Source organism: Rhizobium leguminosarum, from assembly GCF_019798305.1.
In the GTDB taxonomy this organism is placed as follows: domain Bacteria; phylum Pseudomonadota; class Alphaproteobacteria; order Rhizobiales; family Rhizobiaceae; genus Rhizobium; species Rhizobium leguminosarum_U.
In genome coordinates this window covers 48,049-62,629 of sequence record NZ_JAAXDD010000010.1, presented here as the reverse complement: position 1 = coordinate 62,629, position 14,581 = coordinate 48,049, and the positions used below count along the sequence as shown (strand labels likewise).

Annotated in this window: 16 protein-coding genes; all 16 read right to left on the bottom strand. The window is 60.2% G+C overall.

The window, feature by feature from the left end:
• Positions 1-113: 113 nt before the first annotated feature.
• Entirely contained in the window at positions 114-1,883 is a 1,770-nt protein-coding gene (locus HFO99_RS18865; protein WP_222362817.1) for a succinoglycan biosynthesis protein exop, read from the bottom strand.
• A gap of 157 nt (positions 1,884-2,040) precedes the next feature.
• Positions 2,041-2,880 carry a WecB/TagA/CpsF family glycosyltransferase gene (locus HFO99_RS18860; protein ID WP_222251204.1) on the bottom strand — a complete coding sequence of 280 codons (840 nt, stop codon included), beginning with the start codon at positions 2,878-2,880 and terminating at the stop codon, positions 2,041-2,043.
• Between the two features lie 291 nt (positions 2,881-3,171).
• Positions 3,172-3,711 carry a hypothetical protein gene (locus HFO99_RS18855; protein WP_222362815.1) on the bottom strand — a complete coding sequence of 180 codons (540 nt, stop codon included), beginning with the start codon at positions 3,709-3,711 and terminating at the stop codon, positions 3,172-3,174.
• Complete coding sequence (locus HFO99_RS18850; RefSeq protein WP_003556590.1) at positions 3,711-4,076, bottom strand: hypothetical protein; 366 nt, start codon at positions 4,074-4,076, stop codon at positions 3,711-3,713. Before HFO99_RS18850 ends, HFO99_RS18855 begins: the two co-directional genes overlap by 1 nt.
• A gap of 123 nt (positions 4,077-4,199) precedes the next feature.
• Positions 4,200-4,763, bottom strand: a complete 564-nt coding sequence (locus HFO99_RS18845; protein WP_222362813.1) for a rod-binding protein — start codon at positions 4,761-4,763, stop codon at positions 4,200-4,202.
• A 32-nt stretch (positions 4,764-4,795) separates the two neighbouring features.
• A complete protein-coding gene (locus tag HFO99_RS18840; protein WP_222362811.1) occupies positions 4,796-5,209 on the bottom strand; it encodes a hypothetical protein in 414 nt (137 codons plus the stop codon).
• A gap of 4 nt (positions 5,210-5,213) precedes the next feature.
• A complete protein-coding gene (gene fliR, locus HFO99_RS18835) occupies positions 5,214-5,966 on the bottom strand; it encodes a flagellar biosynthetic protein FliR (RefSeq protein WP_222362801.1) in 753 nt (250 codons plus the stop codon).
• On the bottom strand, positions 5,963-8,050 hold the full coding sequence (gene flhA, locus HFO99_RS18830) for a flagellar biosynthesis protein FlhA (RefSeq protein ID WP_064249897.1): 2,088 nt from the start codon (positions 8,048-8,050) through the stop codon (positions 5,963-5,965). The genes fliR and flhA overlap by 4 nt, the downstream gene beginning before the upstream one ends.
• A 234-nt stretch (positions 8,051-8,284) precedes the next feature.
• Positions 8,285-8,551, bottom strand: coding sequence for a flagellar biosynthesis protein FliQ (gene fliQ / locus HFO99_RS18825; RefSeq protein WP_017967052.1), 267 nt, complete (start codon positions 8,549-8,551; stop codon positions 8,285-8,287).
• A gap of 99 nt (positions 8,552-8,650) precedes the next feature.
• Positions 8,651-9,079: a flagellar hook assembly protein FlgD gene (gene flgD / locus HFO99_RS18820; RefSeq protein WP_222251197.1), complete on the bottom strand. Its 429-nt coding sequence runs from the start codon at positions 9,077-9,079 to the stop codon at positions 8,651-8,653.
• Positions 9,070-9,519, bottom strand: coding sequence for a flagellar biosynthesis repressor FlbT (gene flbT, locus HFO99_RS18815; RefSeq protein WP_003556571.1), 450 nt, complete (start codon positions 9,517-9,519; stop codon positions 9,070-9,072). The genes flgD and flbT overlap by 10 nt, the downstream gene beginning before the upstream one ends.
• Entirely contained in the window at positions 9,516-9,863 is a 348-nt protein-coding gene (flaF, locus tag HFO99_RS18810; protein WP_027666404.1) for a flagellar biosynthesis regulator FlaF, read from the bottom strand. The genes flbT and flaF overlap by 4 nt, the downstream gene beginning before the upstream one ends.
• Before the next feature lie 34 nt (positions 9,864-9,897).
• On the bottom strand, positions 9,898-10,944 hold the full coding sequence (locus HFO99_RS18805) for a flagellar hook-associated family protein (RefSeq protein ID WP_222362799.1): 1,047 nt from the start codon (positions 10,942-10,944) through the stop codon (positions 9,898-9,900).
• A gap of 3 nt (positions 10,945-10,947) precedes the next feature.
• Positions 10,948-12,432: a flagellar hook-associated protein FlgK gene (gene flgK, locus HFO99_RS18800; RefSeq protein WP_222362798.1), complete on the bottom strand. Its 1,485-nt coding sequence runs from the start codon at positions 12,430-12,432 to the stop codon at positions 10,948-10,950.
• Between the two features lie 19 nt (positions 12,433-12,451).
• The gene (locus HFO99_RS18795) at positions 12,452-13,759 is read right to left on the bottom strand and encodes a flagellar hook protein FlgE (RefSeq protein WP_170262895.1); all 1,308 of its coding nucleotides are present in this window, start codon (positions 13,757-13,759) and stop codon (positions 12,452-12,454) included.
• Between the two features lie 126 nt (positions 13,760-13,885).
• Positions 13,886-14,557 (bottom strand): transcriptional activator Rem, encoded by a 672-nt coding sequence (gene rem, locus HFO99_RS18790; RefSeq protein WP_017967046.1) that lies wholly within the window; start codon positions 14,555-14,557, stop codon positions 13,886-13,888.
• Positions 14,558-14,581: the final 24 nt, after the last annotated feature.

The window sequence follows — 14,581 nt, the reverse complement described above, 5'->3', positions numbered from 1 at the left end:
TCCGCCCTGTTTCGCATCAATCTATGGATAGTTGACGAGCTTCAAATGCCCGCTAACGCCCTATCCTGTCGGAAAGCAGCAATGCAATATCAAAAATGCAAGGAAATGTTCCTTCAACGCAGCGGTCGTCGCGCTTCGAGCGCATGAACACGAAGCCGGTCGCGCAGGCCGGAGATCTCGGAGCGCAGCACCTCCATTTCGTCGATTGGCGCGGGGTTCGGCGCGGGCATCGACGGCAGTGGAACCTGTGGCCGGGGCGCCGGCATTTTCTCCCTTCCGGGATCGGCGACGGGCCTACGCAGGCGCAGCAGGAAAGCCGCAGCAAGGCCTATCGTAAGGCCCGCTGCGGCACCAGTCAGCGAGCGGCCGGTCAGGCCATCGGTGCCCAAGACTGCGGTTGCCAATGCCGGCTTCAGGAGGACGATACGACCGTCGGCGGCCGTTCCCACCGCTGCGGACGTCGCCTCTTCGAGGCGCGAGCGCGCGGCATTGGCCTTTTCGCTGAGCTGGGTCAGGCGCGACAAATCGACGCCGGTGTCCCGGCTCTGGGCGATCAGCGTATTGCGGCGGTCGTTCAGGCCCTTGCGCGCATCGACGGCGGCCTTGGCAGCGAGGTTGGCAGTCTGGGCAAGACGGGTCAGCTCCTTGCCCACATTGTCCTTCAGACCGTCGGTTTCGGCCTGCTGCTGCAAGAGGAGCGGATGGCGCGGGCCGAGCTCGGCCGAAAGCTGCGCAAGCGCTGTCCTGGCGACGGCATATTTGTCGCGCCAGTCCTGCAGCGCCGGCGAAAGCATATCGGAGGGAAGCGAACCGTCGAGCACTTCGGCTAGTTTTGCCGCCTTGAGCCGGTCGGTCTGCGCCTTGGCGGCAAGAATATTCTGGTCGGCCGCTTTCAGATCGGCATCGAGCTGGTCGATCTGGCGGCGAAGATCGATCGCCACCTTGACGTTGCCCTCGCCGCTCTTTGCCGTGAAGGCGGCAAGCTCCGCCTTCGCCTCGTCATAGGTTTTGCGCAAGGCGGCATCGGTTTCGGCATCGCCAGGTCCGTCTGCTGCAGAAACGGCTTCGGCAAGCCTTGCGGCGATGCGCATGGATTTGCCGATGGCGCCGGTCGTCACCCTCACGAGGATCGTGCCGGCAGCGGCATCGGGCAGTATCTCGACCGCATGCTTCAGCGTGACCTCGGCGCGCGAGGCCGGATCGGCGGCAGCACCGGTCGCCGAGAGGAGATCGAGCGCGACGCCGAGCGCATTGGCGCTGGTGCCGGCAAATTCGGGATCACGATCGAGTTTCAGGGCGGCGACCGTCGAAGCAACCATGCGCGCCGACAGCAGCCCTTTTGCCGCAGCCTGGGTGAAGGCAGCGCGGCTTGCGGCATCGCTCTTCACCGCAAGTGTCGCCTCGGCACGGTAGAGGGCCGGCGAAGCCGGCATCAGCGCCGGCAGGCCCGCGCCGACGATCGTCGCGGCGGCCACCATCATCGCAAGACCAATGCCGCCAACGCGGCGGCGCGGGGTGGCCGGCCGGGGCTCGGCGGGTTCTTCACGAACCGCGGCCAGCCGTTCGGGTGAAATCACAGGCTCGTGGGCCAGAACACTCAGCTCTTCATCGCCCGCCGGCTCCTGAAGAAGCGGATGGCCGACGTCGTTGGCGGCCCGGAGGCGGTTGCCGAGGATGGTTTCGATGCGGTCGACCAGCGGTGCGGTGCGCGCCGCCCTGGCGCGCTGTTCTTCCAGCGCGCGGCCGATGGCGCGCAGCAATTCGGCCTCGGGCGGCGCGATATCAGGCCGGCTCGACCGGGGCGCCGCATAGGACTCGTCATGGGGGCGCGGCCCTGCGGCTGCGCGATCCTGGAAGTTGTTTCTGGCCCTGATATCGTACATTTGCGCCACATCTCATGCACATGATGGCCGAGTTCGCTCATCCGCACGGACGCGGACGATTAAGCCACTCTAAATATTCATGGCAAAGAAATGGTTAACCGCAGCGGGCAAGAATTGCCAAGTCGCGCGTCTTTGTTAGACGCGCGGCGTTATAAAGTCAGCTCGCCTTCTTATGGTCCGACCGCGGCTGCAGCGCGCTGCCGTGATCTTCCGGATAGCTGAGGATCCTTTCACGCCGACGGAAGCGGTAGCGTAGGACATGGAAGAGAAACACCGGGATGCCGATGATGTAGCGGCGCCAGAGGCGCGTCGGCTCCTGCAGCAGGCGATAGGCCCATTCCAGGCGCATCATCCGCACCGTACTCGGCGCACGCGGAACGGCGCCGGAGACGAAGTCGAAGAGGGCGCCCACCGTCAGCACCAGGCGCGCATGATCGGCGCGAATATGATCGTGAACCCATTTTTCCTGCAGCGGCGTGCCCATGCCGACGATCAGGATATCGAGCTTCTGGCGCTCGAGCTCTTCGATGACAGGCGAGGGATCGACCTTGTCGAAGTAACCGTCGGAAACGACGACGAATTCGTGCCAGGGCGTGTGCCTGCGGAAGTTTTCCGCCGCCGCCTCGACAACCGAACGCTCGCCGCCGATGAGGCCGATTCGACGCGGCGCCTCCATGAAGGTCAGAAAGGCCGGCACGAAATCGGTGCCGTTCAGATTGGCGGGAAACGGCGAACCATGGGCGATCTGCGATGCGATATTGAGGCCGATGCCGTCCGGCAGCACCAGATTGTGCGACATGATCCGGTAATATTCGTCGTCGCGCAGTGCCGTCAGCATGTTGTGGGCGTTGACGAAGCAAACCACGGTCTGGCCGACGGGAATGGAGGCCAGCTCGTTGATGAAAACGAGGGCGTCGTCCCAGCCGAGATCGCAGACCGGCAGATCGAAGATCGTCCGCCGCGATGCGAGCACCGCGAAGTTTGCAATCAGATTCATTCCTACCTCCTGCCGAGGGTGCTGCATGCGCCCGACATCCCGGAAAACAAGCCCATATTTCCGCACCGGAGGTCTCGAAAGGACCGGTCGCGTCCCGCCGGGATGGCGTCGCTCCGATCTCGGATAAGCGGCGCATGCCAAGCTGTGACACCTGATATAACAGGACGGTTTCAAACAACCCTTAGGAAAATTCCTTGAATTTCTATGCTCGCATAAGTAGATTATTAACCACGTGCGCCGACGACAAACGGCGCCCTTGGGCGCCGTTTGTCGTCGATGAGCAGATGATCTTTAGTCGGCCGCCGGCGCCGGTGCTTCGGCGGCAGGTGCGGTCTCGACGATCTTGACGGGTGCGCCCACCTTCTTCGGCTGGCCGGCGGAGCTTTCCTTGACCTCTTCCTTGGAGAGATAGTCGAGCTGTTCCAGCATCACGTCGGCGACGTATTCGCCGCCGAGGCGCTCGTTCATGCCCTTCTTGATTTCCTCGCGGAAGGCCTTCGGATCGAAGGACTTGATGTGGGCGATATCGACCATCTTGTTGCCCACGAGCAGGCTGAAAAGCTCGTCCGTCGTCATCTCGCTCAGCGGCAGCGTCACGCCTTTCAGCATGTCCTTGTTCATCATGAATGAAACGCGACCGAGGAAGTAACCGGTGATCGCACCGTTGCCGATGATCGGCACTGTGATCGTTTCGCCCTTCACCAGTTCAAGAGCGCTCTGCTTGGAATCCGTTGCTGCGGGCGCCGGCGCCGTTGCCAGGTACACCGAGAAATAGACCGATGCCAAGGTGATGGCGCAAACCCAGACACCGGTGAGGACGAGCTTGATCATCAGTTTCCACGCGCGGCGAATTGTTCCTGGGAATAGGTGCCGTCGGCATCGGCGTCCTGAACCGCGTTCTTCAGGAGGTCGGCGACGGCGCGAACCGCCTCGAGATGCGCCTCGACGCGACGGGCATTGAGAACCAGCTTCTTCTTCAGTCCGTGCAACTGATCGAGATGGGCAGCGGCAAGCTCGGCGGGATCGGTGTCGCGGAAAAGCATCGACAGCTCATAGAGGCAGCGGCTCTTATGCGCGTTGGAGACCTTGAGATCGAACTGCGGATCGTTGCCGATCCGGGTGTTCTCATTATCGATAATCATTTCGAGGCGTCCGAGAACGGATTTGATCCTGTATTCGTTCGAAACTATTTCCATTGTAACCCCGGTTATGCGTCGTTTAGAGCATTATGCGAAAAGTATGCGCGGTTTTCGGACAGCGTCATGCTCTAACTATTTAATTGAGAACAGGATTCAGATTTTAGGCCAACGGGCCTAAAATCATCCTGTTCTGTCGGTCTTGGCTTCGGCGGTCGGCGTGCCAAAGGTCTTGCGCTGGAAGTCGTCGATCATGCTGAGCGCAGTGTTGCGGTCATCGTCGTTGGTGGAGGCATTGACGACCTTGCCTTCCTGCCGGCGCAATTGCTCGCTGTACATCTGCTTGGCGATACCGATGCCGTCTCCCTTGGCCATGGTGTTGCCGAGCTGTTCGGCCATCATGCCCTTCCAGATATCGCCGGTCGCGCCCTTGCCGTATACGTCTTCGCTTTCGCTCGGCAGCATGGACTTGACGAAATTCTGCAGGACCATGGCCTCGAACTTCCGGTAGCTTTCCGGAACGTCCTCGGCCTTGGTGCGGTTCTGGATATTTGCGAGGCCGCTCTTCTGGCCGATATGATCGAGAACGTCGACCGTATTCGAGAAGCCCTTGCCATTCTCGGCGAGGCTCGTTGCGGCAAAGGGCGCACGATTTGCCTTCAACTTTTCCTGGGCTGCCTGAACCGCCATGGGGTCGGCAGCTTTGACAACGTCCAAGACCAGATCACTGGGGGGCGAAATAGCCACGTTACAATCCTCTGAATTTAAGATCGTAACGACTATGGTTTTTGAAGCTTGCTGGAGGCTGGCGTTGCGAATTGCTGATCGATGACATCGTAGACGGCGTTGTCATCTGCCTCGCGGCGCTCGGCTTCGAGAGCTTCCTTCATGCCGTCTTCGAGGCGGTCGCCCTTGGCGCGCTCGCGCGTCAGCCGCATTTCGTGGACCTGCTGCATGCCGGTCAGCTGCTTGTCCTTGATGGTGAGCCTGCCGAATCGGTCGGCGTAACTTTGCGAGAAGGCGTGGTGGACGGGGTCCATCGAGCCGAGCGCCAGGATGACATCGTCCATCGCCACATTGACCTCGATACGCTGGCGGCTGGTTTCGGCCAGATCGTTCTCGGCCATTCTTTCGATGTGTCGCTGCACCGAGAGCAGCCGCTTGAGCTTCTGGGAGCGCTTCTTTTCGATCATCGCCTCATCGCCCGATATAGATCGAGCCGAAGGACTGGCCGAACTGATTGACCAACGCCGCAATCGAGAAATAGATCAGGAAGAGCCCGCCCATCAGCAGATAGGGCGTGGAAATGAAGTAGACCGGGATCTGCGGCGCCAGCTTGTTGATGAAACCGATCGAGACGTTGAAGATCATGCCGTAGATCAAAAACGGGCTCGACAGCCGCAGCATGATGTAGGTGGTCTGTTCCAGCGTGTCGGTAAAGGAGATCAACGTCGCGCGCATCTGCATCAGGCCGCCAAAGGGCATGGTCGTGTAGGAATCGATCAGCGCGCGGAAGACGATATGATGGAAATCCATGATGAAGAGAATCATGATGCCGGCAAAGGTAATGAAGCCGGAAAGGCTGGTCTCCGGCGTGTCTTCGAGGATGTCGGCGGAACCCGGCTGGGTGTAACCGACCATCATCGCGATGATCGTCGCGGCGAACTGCATGCCGATCGTGTAGATCCTCGCCAGCATGCCGTACATCACGCCGATCAGCGATTCGCTGAAGATCAGGCCGATATAGGTTCCCGAACTTGTGTGAACGGCCGGGTAGACGGTGTCCCAGAGCAACGGCATGACGGCGATCGAGAGCGCGCCGGCGATGAAGACGCGCAGCTGGTCGGGCACGCGCGCCGAGGAAAAACCCGGAAGAGCCAGCACACAGCCACCGATCCGGCAGAAAACCAGAAACAGCGCGAGAACGGTCCCTTGCGGGTCTGTTATCATGAAATAGAGCCCAAAATCTTTATCTCGATGCCCTTGGCCAGTTCGACATGCGACAGGACCGGGAGCGTGGCGAACAGCCGTTCGATGATCATGCGCACATAGGAGCGTGTTTCCGGCGATGTGACAAGGGCGAATGGCAGGCCGCGATCCATGAACTCACGGATAACTTTGGTGGCCTGCTCGCTGAACTCTTCGAGGCTGCGCGGATCGATGTCGAATTCGATCACTTCGCCCTTGGCGTCGCGCTTCAGCGCCTGGTGGAAAGCCAGATCCCACTTGCTGCCCAGCCGCAGCACACGCAGCACGCCGTTGTCGGCGAGGTCGCCGCAGAGCTGCTGCGCCATGCGGATGCGGACGTGCTCGACAATCTGCTCGGTCTTCCTGACATGCGGGGCGAGTTCGGCCACCGCTTCGAGAATGAGGTGCAGGTTGCGGATCGAGACGCGTTCGGCAAGCAGCAGCTTGAGCACCGCCTGCAGGCCCGAATAAGACATGTGCGACGAGCAGATCTCGTCGGCCAGCTTCTTGTATTCGGGATCGAGCCGATCGATCAGCACCTTCACGTCCTTGTAGGACAGAAGCTGCGGCAGGTTGTTGCGGATGACCTCGCTCATATGGGTCAGCACGACGGAGACGTTGTCGATCGGCTGGAAGCCCTCGCGTTTCAGATCGTCGGCGAAGTTTTCGAGGATCGAGACGGCGGGCATACCGAAAGCGGGTTCACGGATTTCGTCGCCGGGAATGCTCGGCCGGCGGCCGGCGCCGGTCACGACGAGAACTTCACCGACGCGCAGCAGGTTGGAGGCGACCGTCGTGCCGTGGATGCGGATCTGATAGGACTTCTCGGCAATGGCGATATCGTCGGTCACCTTGATTTCGGGCACGACGAAACCGTATTGCGTGGCGAACTTCTTGCGCATCTTCCCGACACGGAAGGCGAGCTCCTGGTGGGCGCCAAGCAGGCGCGTCGAGACCATCTTGCCGAGTGCGAGCTCAATCTCCGAGGTGCGCAGCACCGACTTGACGGAATCCTTTTCCAGCTCCTTGCTCTGGACGACCTTCTTTTCTTCCTGCTCGCGGCGAAGTTTGTTTTCGGCTTCGACCTGACGCGGGATGAACCAGGCGCCGAAAGCGAGCAGACCGCCGAGGACCACGAAGGGGACAAACGGCAGGCCGGGCATCAGGGCCAGCACGAACATCAGCACGGCCGAGACGGAAAGCGCGCGGGGATACCCGCTCAACTGGTTGACGACCGCCTGGTCGGTGGAGCCGACGGTGCCGCCGCGAGAGACGAGAAGGCCGGCGGCGAGCGAAACGATGAGGGCCGGCATCTGCGAGACGAGGCCGTCGCCGACGGAGAGCTTGACGAAGACGTCGGCCGCTTCGCCGATCGGCATGCCGTGGCGGAAGTAGCCGATGATGATGCCGCCGAAGACGTTGATGCAGGTGATGATGAGGCCGGCGACGGCATCGCCGCGCACGAACTTCGACGCACCGTCCATCGCACCGAAGAAGGAGCTTTCCTCCTCGAGTTCCTTGCGCCGGCGCTGGGCTTCCTTTTCGTCGATGATGCCGGCCGAGAGATCGGCGTCGATCGACATCTGCTTGCCGGGGATGGCATCCAGGGTGAAACGCGCACCGACTTCGGCGATACGCGTGGCGCCCTTGGTGATGACGATGAAGTTGATGGTGATGAGGATCAGGAAGACGATCAGACCGATGACGAAGTCGCCGGACATCACCAGGCTTGCGAATCCGGCGATGACGCCGCCCGCTGCTTCGTGGCCTTCATTGCCGTGGGACAGGATGACGCGTGTCGTGGCGATGTTCAGCGCCAGCCGGGTCATCGTCGCGATCAGCAGAATGGTCGGGAAAGACGAGAAATCGAGTGGTTTCTGGATCCAAAGCGAGACCATCAGGATCAGCACCGAAAAGGCGATCGAGAAGGCCAGTCCCATATCGATCAGGAACGGCGGAATCGGCAGGAAGAGAATGCAGATGATGCCGATGATGCCAAGGGCAAAACCGACATCGCGCAGGCTAGGGGCGACTTTCGGAAGGGGGAGTGCAGGTGGTTGCGCCATGACGATTCCGTCTCTTCATGAGAGGAGGCGGCCATGCGGCCAGCCCAATTCGGATCGAGAGTTAAATGGCGAAGCTTGCGCGAAGGTGGCCCGATCGCTGCGCACTTTTGGTGGAATTGCTCTAGAGCATGATGCCGAAAAGTGTGAGCGGTTTTCGGGCGACATCATGCTCTGACTATATAATGTAGAACAGGATTCAGATTTTAGGCCGACCCGGCCTAAAATCATCCTGTTCTAGAAGCCGGACTGGATGCGCGAGAAGACCAGATTGGTGAAAATGGAGATCTGCGAGCCGGCGAAAGGTGCGGTGACGCCGACCGTGATCAGCACCGCGACGATCTTCGGCACGAAGGTCAGCGTCGCTTCCTGCACCTGGGTCAGCGCCTGGATCAAGGCAATGATGAGACCAACTGCCATCGCGACGATGACGGCGGGACCCGCGGCAATCAGGACGGTCCAGATCGCCGCCTGGAACAGATCCAATGCATCAGCTTCATTCATCTGAAGGCAACCTCATATCGCCTTGAAGTGGCCCCGCCGTGGCCGGAGCGCCATTGATTGGTATCAACCGAGCCATACGGCGCACCGGCGCCGTGGGTATCAGGTATCGCTGGTCGGTGCCTTGTCGGCAACAGTGATTCCCGCCTGCACGAGTATATTACCGCCAGCCGTGGTTGTCGCAATGATTCCGTCGGAATAAACCTTGACGGATTCGATGGTGCCTTTGACGGTGCCGTCGGCGCTTTCCATGTATTTGCCGACGTAGCTGCTGGCCTGGGTGAGGCTCGAGCTGGCGAGCAGCGTGTCCAGTTTGGTATTGGTCTGGATCGTCTGTTCGACCTGCGAGAAGCTCGCCAGCTGCGACATCTGCTCGCTGGCGTCGACCGGATCGGTCGGATCCTGGTTCTTCATCTGCGCGATGAGCAGCTGAAGGAAATTGTCGTAGTTCAGCGTCGCCTTCTGCTGGGCCGTGTTCGTCGTAGTCGTCGAACTCGTTTTGGCCACGCTTGATGTTGCATCTACCGCCATGGTGCAATCTCCCTGCGAATCTGCTCGACCATCGTCGGCGGCATTTCGTGGTTGTTGAGGATATTGTCTTCGATCGCGTAGAGGCCGCGGATCGCCTTCAACGCATCGAAGGCGCGGCCCGTCGAGACGAGTGCATCGATGCGCTTCAGTTCGGCGAGGATCTCCTCGTTCTTGAAGCAGGAGAGCAGCATGGTGATCGACTTGCGGAACAACGCCGTCGAGTGGTCCTTGCCCTCAGGGTTGATGAGGATCATCTGCGCAATGAAATAGAGCTGACGCAGCGGCGTCGTGGCGCCCTCCGGCTGAAGGACGTGGTTTTCGAGAAGGAACGTCACATCATTCAGGAATTCCAGCGCGACCTTGCGGTCGACGCGCAGGACCGCGCCGTTGATGAAGATTCTTTCTCCGGCTTTCAGAGAAATGCGAAGTGTACTTTTCATTTAAGTCCATCCCTGATGATGGTGGTAACGTCGATGATGCCCTGGTAGTTATTAGACTGACGTTTTCTGATCCTGTCGCATTCCTTCAATATCCAGATTGCGATCGAGATGAGGTTGGCCCTGAGCCCGATCTCCAGCTGGTTGTCGGGATGTTTGAGATCCTCGATGAAACTGATCCACACCCGGCGGGTATAAAACAGGGCTTCAATGGCTTCCCGGCCGTATTTTTCCTTTTCGCGCGCCAACGACAGCAGGTCTATGGACCGGTCGAGAACCTGCCATTCCCGCTCTTTCGCGTCGGCCACCGAGTCCTGCATGACTTCGGCATATGAGAACTGATACATTCATGCATCCTTCTTTATTGCGCGCCTTTGCTCATCAAAGGTAGTTTACTAGACTCAACTGCTGGATCTTCGAGACGATCGTGTAAGCGGTTTCAAGCTGCGTTTCCAAAGTCTTGACGAGGGTCGAGGCTTCGTAAGGATCGACGCCCTGGAGATCGACGAGCTTGTTCTTGATGATATTCGACTGGGCGTCGAGGGCGTCGTTGGACTTCTTGACGCGCTCCTGCGAAAGGCCGAGCTGGCTTGCCTGCGTCACGAGGCCGCTGGTTGCCTTCGTCGTATAGCTGATCGCCTGCTTGGACACCGTGCTCATCGCATCGCTGCTGAGGCCCTGGCCCAACAGCGCCGAGGTCATCACCGAGGCAAGCGCGAAGTAACGCATGCCCTCGGAATTGGCATTCGTCGACGATTCGATTACTTCCGAGTTGCTGATGCGGCTCGTCATATTTTGGCTTGATGCCTGCGACCACCCGGTCGTCGGGTCGGTCCAAGCAGTCTCGGTGAACATCGGTTCTACCGTCGTAGTGATGAAGGTGCTCATTTCAGCGCCAGTCAGATCTTTGACCGCCTTCGGGAGTCCTGCCGCATAAGCGTTCAGGGCCGTAACGATGGCGGCACTCGTCGCGGTCGTCTTGTCGGTCAGCGGCTGCACATCGGTGTTGATGCCGGAGAACAGATATTCGCCGTTCACCATGGTATTGGCTGTATCCATCATCGTGGACAAGGCGCTGGTCGCCGACTGGATGGCGACGGTGATGCTGCCGGGATCGTGACTGCCCTGGAGCGCCGTCAGCTTCGACACCAGGCCGTCGCCGACGTCCTTCATCTTGGAAAGGCCGAGTTGCGAGGATTCCATGCGCGCGGTGACGAGCGAGTTGCTTGCTTTGATCGAGGCTATCCTGTCGACCTCGCGGCTGAAGTCGACGCTCCTGGCAGCGTTGCCGCCGAGCGAGATACCGATATCCGCATAGACTCCCGTCGTCGCTTCCATCGTCGCCTTGGTCATCTGGTTCTGCGCCTGACGGATCGTCAACCGCATCGCGTTCTGAATGGCCGAACTTGAAATAAATGAGCTCTTCATGGCTTAACTCGCAATATCCAGCAATGACTTCAACATTTCGTCAACGGCGTTCAGGATCTTGGTCGCCGCCTTGTAGGACTGCTCGATATCGAGGAGCAGCGTCAGCTCCTCGTCGAGGTTGACGCCGGTCTCGTTGGAATAGGCTTCGTCGGAGCGTGACAGCGCCGCTGAGGTGTTTTCCGCCGCCGTCGTGGCGTTGCTGCGGTACTGCTCGAGCCAGCCGAGCGAATTTGTGGCGAATTCCATGATGCTGACGTTCGAATCGATGCCCGTCGTGGCGTCGAAACCGACCGTCGGCGCTGCCGGGTCGAAATCGATGTCGGCGCCCAATGCGGTATAGAGACGATCGAGTTCAGTCGTATAACCGCTGACGCCGGTAGGGTTCTTGATGAGGCCGGTCAGGTTGATGCCGCCATCGCGCAGGCGCATCGGATCGCCGCCTTGCGAGGTGATGACGCGGCTGCTGACCGTGATGGTCGCCGCCATGCCGGCAACCGCGGTGGCGCCGGTCTCGACCGTGCCGCCGCTCCAGGTGAAGAGGCCGGGTACATAGGCCGGGCCGGCTGCCGTGTTTTGCTCCTTGAAGAGCGAGACCAGGCCGCGGGCGATTTCGTCGAGCTGCTTCTGGAAGTTCGGGGCGATTTCGTCGCGGATCTGGAGGAGAGACTGAAGGCTCCCCTGCCCAGTCGTCGTCGATCCGCTGCCGCGCGGAAGTGCCACACCGTCGACATAAACCGAATTGCCGACAGTGGTGGCGGTATAGATATCCTGCGACTTGAACGTCACGGTGCGCGGAACCGTCTCGAAGAGGATCGTCCCGTCAGACGTGCTCAGCACCATGTCGTTATTGTCGCGTGTCGTGGTGTTGACGCCGACGATCTGCGAAATCTGCTTGAGAGCCTTCTCACGTTCGTCGAGGGCTCCGGATACATCCGCACCCGAGGCCGTGGCGGTCTTCACCGCATTGTTGGCCTTCTCGAAGTCGCTGAGGAGCGTATTCAGCTTATCGACGTCGGTGGCGATCTGCTTGTCGGCGGTGGCGCGAACGTCCTGAACGGATTGCGAGGCATTGTTCAGCGAGTTGGCGACGTCCTGGGCGGCGGTGATGGCGCCCTGGGCGGCGACGGTGCTGCCCGGCGTCGTGCGGAAGGCCTGAAGCTTCTGCTGAAAAACACCGAGATAGGTGGATGGCGACGTTTCGTAGTCGTTGCCACCCACGATCGACTTCAGGTCCTCGAGACCGCCGAGCAACGCCTGCTGGGCGCTGTCCTGAGAGGATGTCTTCAGGTATTGACGCAGCAGCGCATCTTCCTGCGCCCGGTCAATCTTGACGACCTGCGCGCCATTCAAGGACGTGGTGAGCATCGCCTGCCGGCGCACATAATCTTTGTTGCCCGCATTGGAGATATTGTTCGATACCACGCTGCTCTGAGTGCCGGTATTGTTGAATATGTTCTGCGCGGTATTAAGTGCGGATGTGAGCGACATGGCTTACCCGGTACCTTGCTTATCTCTTGAGGTTGACGAGGACGTCCATAATGTCGGACCCCGTCTGGAAGACCTTGGAATTGGCGGTATAGCTGCGCTGCGATTCGATCATCTCGGTCAGTTCACCGGCGAGGTCGACGTTCGAACCTTCGAGAGCGCCTGATTTGATAGTGCCGAGACCGTTGGTCTGCGGGAAACCGGTGACGGTGACGCCGGACTGACCGTTAGCGCTGTAGACGTTGCCGCTCTGGAGCGTCAGCTTGTCGGGGCTGGCGACGTTGGCGAGCGGGATACGGTAGAGCGGCTTGTTGGTGCCATCCTCGTACTTGGCGTAGACGATGCCGTCGCCATCGATTGTGACGTCCTTGACCGGGCTTGCCGCCTGGCCGTTCGGCGTACCCGTGCCGGCAAAAGCGGCGCCGAGCTGCGTGAAGCCGGAGAGATCCATTTTGATGGTCTGACCGGTCACAGTATCGGCGATGTTAACAGAGCCCGTCGAGTTGGTTATTATACCGTTGCGATCGAAATCGAGCGTGGTTGTGCCAACGGCGCCGCCAGCGCTGTAGGGAAAGGAGGTCGTGCCGCCCGTTGCCGCATTGGCGTTGCGGAAGATCGCAACCTGCCAGCTGCTGTTAACGGCGGGAGGTGCCGGCGGCGGCGTCGCCGCGACCGAGGTCTTGGTGAAGTAGAAGTCGTACATCACCTTGTTGCCGAGCGTGTCGTAGGCGACCATCGAGAACTTCTTGGTGTCGGCCGTTGTGGTGGCGGCGTTGGCGCTCGGCAGCGTCGCAGGAGCGACCGGGGCGATGTTGGCGCCGGAATCGAGATTGCCCTTGAAGACCCCGGATGTCGAGGCGATGGCGGTCAGCCCTTCCTGGTTGACGTTGACAGGAACAAGGCCATCGAAGCCGTTGACGACGACGGCGGGAGAGCCAGCGTCGTAGGAATAGCCCATCAGCATGAAGCCGGCGGCGTTGACGAGATTGCCTTCGTCGTCCTTGGTGAAGTCACCTGCGCGGGTCAGAACCGGCGTGCCGTCCGCACCCTGAACGATGAAGAAGCCATCGCCCGAGATCGCAAGGTCGGTGCCCGAGGTGGTGTAGGAAATATCGCCCTGGTCGGAGACAGACTGGCGGACCGAAGACTGAACACCGCCGGAATTGTAATTGCCGCCCGAGGAAGGCAGAACAAGCGACGAGAAGCTCGTCGACACGGACTTGTAACCGGTGGTGTTAACGTTGGCGATGTTATCGGCGACGGTGCTGAGGCGGTTGGCCTGAGCGTTCATCCCCGATACTGCCGTCTTCATGCTGCCGAAAATGCTCATCTGAAAACCTCGTTTTACCTGTTATGCACGAGAGTATTTGTCGGGCCTTGCGTGAAGCTGTCTGTCATGTGAGCTGCGAGGCCGGATAATGCGGTTCAGCCGGGCGCCGCCGCCCGACCGAGAAAATCAGGCCCAATCGATGCAGTAGCCAAGGAAGCGCTTGGAATCGACCGGATCGACGCCGAGCTTCTTGCGCAGCTTCTTGCGCAGCTTCGAGATGTGGCTTTCGACGACGTTCTCCTCGACCTCTTCATCGAAGATGCCGTAGATAGCGTTGAAGATCTGGGTCTTGGTGACCCGGCGACCGCGGTTGGCGATCAAATATTCGAGGATGCGGCGCTCGCGCCGGGGAAGTGCAAAGACTTCGCCGTTGATCTCGGGGTCACGACCATCCGAGTAGACGCGGATCCCGCCGATCTCGGTGTAATTGGTGATCGCCTTCAGCCGGCGCCGGATCGCAGCTGCCCTTGCGAGGATCTCGCGGGGGTGCACCGGTTTGCGCACCACGTCGTCGACGCCGCAATCAAAAAGCGCAAGGGTGTTTTCGAGCGAGTGCTGGTCGCTGACCGCAATCACCGGCGCCATCGACCGATCCCGGATCGCCCGGGGCAGTTCGAAGTTGCGCTGGCCCTGGCCGATCAGAAAGGCCTCGACTGCAGCTATATCGGAATCAGCGGCGGTCTGTACCCACTCGCCGAATTCCGCCGGATCAAAGCCGGTGGAGGGAATGCCCTCACGCCCGAACAGAGATGTGTATCCATCTTTCACGAGCTCACGCTCATCAACCACTACGATCATTCGTCCGCCTCCGAATCAGTGTGG

Excerpts from the sequence above, each read along its gene's own strand:
- HFO99_RS18855 (WP_222362815.1), bottom strand. The coding sequence starts at position 3,711 with ATGATCAAGCTCGTCCTCACCGGTGTCTGGGTTTGCGCCATCACCTTG.
- HFO99_RS18805 (WP_222362799.1), bottom strand. The coding sequence starts at position 10,944 with ATGAAGAGCTCATTTATTTCAAGTTCGGCCATTCAGAACGCGATGCGG.
- rem (WP_017967046.1), bottom strand. The coding sequence starts at position 14,557 with ATGATCGTAGTGGTTGATGAGCGTGAGCTCGTGAAAGATGGATACACA.
- flgD (WP_222251197.1), bottom strand. The coding sequence starts at position 9,079 with ATGGCGGTAGATGCAACATCAAGCGTGGCCAAAACGAGTTCGACGACT.
- flbT (WP_003556571.1), bottom strand. The coding sequence starts at position 9,519 with ATGAAAAGTACACTTCGCATTTCTCTGAAAGCCGGAGAAAGAATCTTC.
- HFO99_RS18865 (WP_222362817.1), bottom strand. The coding sequence starts at position 1,883 with ATGTACGATATCAGGGCCAGAAACAACTTCCAGGATCGCGCAGCCGCA.
- flhA (WP_064249897.1), bottom strand. The coding sequence starts at position 8,050 with ATGGCGCAACCACCTGCACTCCCCCTTCCGAAAGTCGCCCCTAGCCTG.
- flgK (WP_222362798.1), bottom strand. The coding sequence starts at position 12,432 with ATGTCGCTCACATCCGCACTTAATACCGCGCAGAACATATTCAACAAT.
- HFO99_RS18860 (WP_222251204.1), bottom strand. The coding sequence starts at position 2,880 with ATGAATCTGATTGCAAACTTCGCGGTGCTCGCATCGCGGCGGACGATC.
- flaF (WP_027666404.1), bottom strand. The coding sequence starts at position 9,863 with ATGTATCAGTTCTCATATGCCGAAGTCATGCAGGACTCGGTGGCCGAC.
- HFO99_RS18840 (WP_222362811.1), bottom strand. The coding sequence starts at position 5,209 with ATGATCGAAAAGAAGCGCTCCCAGAAGCTCAAGCGGCTGCTCTCGGTG.
- HFO99_RS18795 (WP_170262895.1), bottom strand. The coding sequence starts at position 13,759 with ATGAGCATTTTCGGCAGCATGAAGACGGCAGTATCGGGGATGAACGCT.
- fliQ (WP_017967052.1), bottom strand. The coding sequence starts at position 8,551 with ATGAATGAAGCTGATGCATTGGATCTGTTCCAGGCGGCGATCTGGACC.
- fliR (WP_222362801.1), bottom strand. The coding sequence starts at position 5,966 with ATGATAACAGACCCGCAAGGGACCGTTCTCGCGCTGTTTCTGGTTTTC.
- HFO99_RS18850 (WP_003556590.1), bottom strand. The coding sequence starts at position 4,076 with ATGGAAATAGTTTCGAACGAATACAGGATCAAATCCGTTCTCGGACGC.